Origin of the sequence: Streptosporangium sp. G11, from assembly GCF_051192615.1 — a bacterium.
In the GTDB taxonomy this organism is placed as follows: Bacteria; Actinomycetota; Actinomycetes; order Streptosporangiales; family Streptosporangiaceae; genus Streptosporangium.
In genome coordinates this window covers 1-3304 of the sequence record NZ_JBPJUQ010000223.1, presented here as the reverse complement: position 1 = coordinate 3304, position 3304 = coordinate 1, and the positions used below count along the sequence as shown (strand labels likewise).

Genomic DNA, 3304 nt, shown 5'->3' with positions numbered 1-3304 from the left:
AACGGACGAGACCACCCCAACCTGGCGAGGCACTTACTAGAACATAAGGAGCAATCTACTCAAATCAAATGCCCTCTTAGCATCAGTAGCGTGCTCGTACCGGCCGCGGTCTCGCTCAACTGCACGACGCGCGTGGAATTCGCCTCCCGAGTCGGTGCTCTGGCCGACCTGATCGACCGCACCACCATCGGTGCTGACCTCCTCCCGCCGGGCGTCAAAAAGGAGGAGATCAAGGGCAGCATTGACGCGCTCCAACACGCCTTGCTGCACAAGCTGCCAGCAGACCAGCACCAGGCTATTAAGGATGCGGTGACGATGCGGTGACTACGCTCCGCCGCGTCAGGGAGGTGCGTAACACCATGGCTCACAGCATCAGCCGGGACGGCGGGCTACCGGCCAGGCTGCACGCTCTGGGTATCTACGATGCGCCGCCCAACTGGAGCGGCGCCTGGGATGCCATCCGTGCGCACACGGCCGCAGCGTTGACAACGATCCGGCACGAGCTGCGGCGGTATGACGACAACCGCACAGATACGTAGAACCGGCCGGTTCCCCGCGTCTACGGCGCCCGTTACACACCGACAGGCGCGATCAGTGAAGTGAACAACTCATCCAATCGAGTGATCGCACCAGCAATGATCCAGTAATAGTGGCAAGCGCCAGGAAGACGACGTCACCGAGCAGCTTCTCTGACCGTTCTGGCGGCGACAGCCTGCCTATCAGATACCGGTTTTGGTGACTGGAGCTGCCGCATGACCTCGGCGACGGTGTCTTTGGCGGTACGGCTGGCCCCGATCAGAGTGGCCGAGGCCGGGCCGGTCCAGTCGCCATAACCGAGCAGGTGCAGGCGCGCCTCACCGAGCGCGCGAGTGCCCTGGGTGGTCGTACCAACGGTTTCTGGCCCCACCCGTCCAACGTGGGTGGCCCCAGCCAGTGGACGACCGAAACGGGGACCAACGAGTTCTGGCCCCGTTCGGCTGCCCCTTGTCGGTGCACTTCCAAGGACCGTCGGCCGCAGGGCTTCGGCGTAGTCGGGTGGCGTCCGATTTGCGCTCAAGCAAAACCGACTCCGACAAGATCAAGATGGTTCGCGCGCACGCCATGCCATGGGCGGGGGCGACAGCGTCCCGTCACGGTGCGAAACCGCCGCCGACCCTCTGTCCCCAGCACTTGCCTTACCTATCGAGATTCGATAGTTTCTCATCGCAAATCGATAGAAGGATGGGTCATGGGAAAGCTGACAGTGCGTGCGCTTCGCGCCGTGCTCGTGGTGGTGATCGCCGGCACCGTGTTCGTACAGGCATCGATGGTGTGGACGTTGGCCATCGGGAGCGACCCCGAAGACGGATCGCTCCCGCTGACCCCGCTGCGCGTGATCACGATCCTGGGCATGGTGTCGGCCCAAGTCGCCCTGGTCGGCGTGTGGCGACTGGTGACGATGGTCCGACACAAAACCGTGTTCTCTTCCGCAGCCTTCCGGTACGTGGACGCCGTGATCGGCGCGATCGTGGCGGCCGCTCTCCTGTGGTTCGCGGTCACGGCCCTCAACGCGCCGGGCCAGCGGGCCGACCCGGGCGTCACCGTCATCATGGGCGGGGTTGGCCTGGCCATCTTGGGGGTCGCGCTCATCGTGCTCGTGCTGCGGACGCTGCTCGCCCAGGCCGTCGCGCGCGACGTTGAGGCGACGCGGATGCAGGCCGAGTTGGACGAAGTGATCTGATGCCGATCGTCGTCGACATCGACGTGATGCTGGCCAGGCGGAAGATATCCGTCGGCGACCTCGCGGACCGTGTCGGGATCACCTCCGCCAACCTGGCGGTACTTAAGAACGGCCGCGCCAAGGCGGTGCGCTTCGCGACACTCGCCGCACTCTGCGAGGTGCTCAAGTGCCAGCCGGGCGACCTGCTGCGCTGGGAGGCCGAAGACTCCGCGAGCGGATGACACGCCCACAGCAGGCGTGAAAACGCCTGACACCACCGGCCTGACACGGCACGTCGACCGCATGGACGTGGATCGCCGCTCGCTCGCAGCACCGCCCCGACTTCGTTGGGTATATTCCGGCTGACTCGCACCGCACCGTCCTGGTCGACGACCGCGACTTGTGAACGTGATCTCCCCACCGAAATCCCCGTCTCCAGCGCGGAAGAGCGGGGGTTCGTCGCTGAGCGGGCAGCCAGGGCTTCGCCACAGTCCCCAGGGGCGGGGCCAACTCCTCGTGAACTTCGCACCACCGAAGTTCCGCAGGTGGAGCCAGAACGCTCATACATGGGGCCAGTTACCGCTGGTGAAATCACCCTGGGTCAGGATCACCCCGTCCGAGCCGCGGAGTTTCAACGGGGCCAGGTGGCTGAGCACGGGCCGAAAACCGGTGCACCAGACGATGGTGTCGCAGGCCAAGGTGGTGCCATCAACCCAGGCCACCCCGTCCGCGGTGAGGCGGGCGAACATCGGCTCGGCTTTGAGCGCGCCCCGCCCGCGGGCCTCGCACACGGCCGGGACGGCGACGATGACGCCCAGGTCACCGATGGCGGGCGCGTCAGCCAAGCGGGCGCGCTGGGTGGCCAGGTCGAACAGGGCCCGGCCGTCGATGTCATCGGGGAGCAGCCGGGGCGGGCGCAGCGTAACCCACGTCGTGTCGGCGACGGTGGAGACCTCAGCGAGGATCTGGGCGGCGGAGTTGCCGCCGCCCACGATGACTACACGCTGCCCGCGCAAGGGTGCGGGGCCCATGTAGGTCGCCGTGTGCAGCTGCCGCCCGCGGAAGTCACCGATGCCGGGGTAATACGGCACATACGCCCCGCCCCAGGTGCCGGTCGCGCTGATGACGATCCGGGCATGCCAGGTGCCGGCGCTGGTGCCGGTCTCGACGGCCAGCCGCTCACCACCATTGCGCACGGCCCGCACACGGGCCGGCCGGACGATCGGCAGCTCATAGCGTCGCTCGTAGTCGGTCAGGTAGGCGAGCGTATCGGCCGCGCTCGGATAACCGCTCCCCTCAGGGACGGGCATCATCCGGCCCGGCAGCGAGCTGTAGGGGGCGGGGGAGAACAATCGCAGGGACGGCCAGGCATGCTGCCAGGCCCCGCCCGGCTCGTCGTAGGCGTCCAGGATGACGAAGTCCGCCCCTGCCCGGCGCAGGTAGTAGCCGGACGCCAGGCCTGCTTGCCCGCCGCCGATCACCACGACATCGATCGGACGCGACGAGGGGGATGCCGCCGTCGGGGCGGTCACACGCTCGCGGACTCGGCCAGCGGGGTGAACAGCGCACCCAGGCGGGCGACGGCGGCCGGGACGATCCAGTAGT

General features: G+C 67.1%; 4 protein-coding genes and 1 pseudogene. 3 read left to right on the top strand and 2 right to left on the bottom strand.

The window, feature by feature from the left end; translation table 11 throughout:
* The first annotated feature begins 90 nt into the window (after positions 1-90).
* Positions 91-324, top strand: a complete 234-nt coding sequence (locus ACSDR0_RS49940) for a hypothetical protein (RefSeq protein ID WP_435296015.1) — start codon at positions 91-93, stop codon at positions 322-324.
* A gap of 349 nt (positions 325-673) precedes the next feature.
* Here ACSDR0_RS49940 and ACSDR0_RS49935 read toward each other — a convergent pair.
* Positions 674-877 (bottom strand): annotated as a pseudogene (locus ACSDR0_RS49935) (hypothetical protein); the annotation flags it as partial.
* 351 nt (positions 878-1228) lie between these two features.
* Here ACSDR0_RS49935 and ACSDR0_RS49930 point away from each other — a divergent pair.
* Entirely contained in the window at positions 1229-1720 is a 492-nt protein-coding gene (locus tag ACSDR0_RS49930; protein WP_435296014.1) for a DUF2975 domain-containing protein, read from the top strand.
* Positions 1720-1941, top strand: coding sequence for a helix-turn-helix domain-containing protein (locus ACSDR0_RS49925; RefSeq protein WP_435296013.1), 222 nt, complete (start codon positions 1720-1722; stop codon positions 1939-1941). Before ACSDR0_RS49930 ends, ACSDR0_RS49925 begins: the two co-directional genes overlap by 1 nt.
* A gap of 318 nt (positions 1942-2259) precedes the next feature.
* Here ACSDR0_RS49925 and ACSDR0_RS49920 read toward each other — a convergent pair whose 3' ends face one another.
* Positions 2260-3183 (bottom strand): ArsO family NAD(P)H-dependent flavin-containing monooxygenase, encoded by a 924-nt coding sequence (locus tag ACSDR0_RS49920; protein WP_435296012.1) that lies wholly within the window; start codon positions 3181-3183, stop codon positions 2260-2262.
* Between the last annotated feature and the right edge of the window lie 121 nt (positions 3184-3304).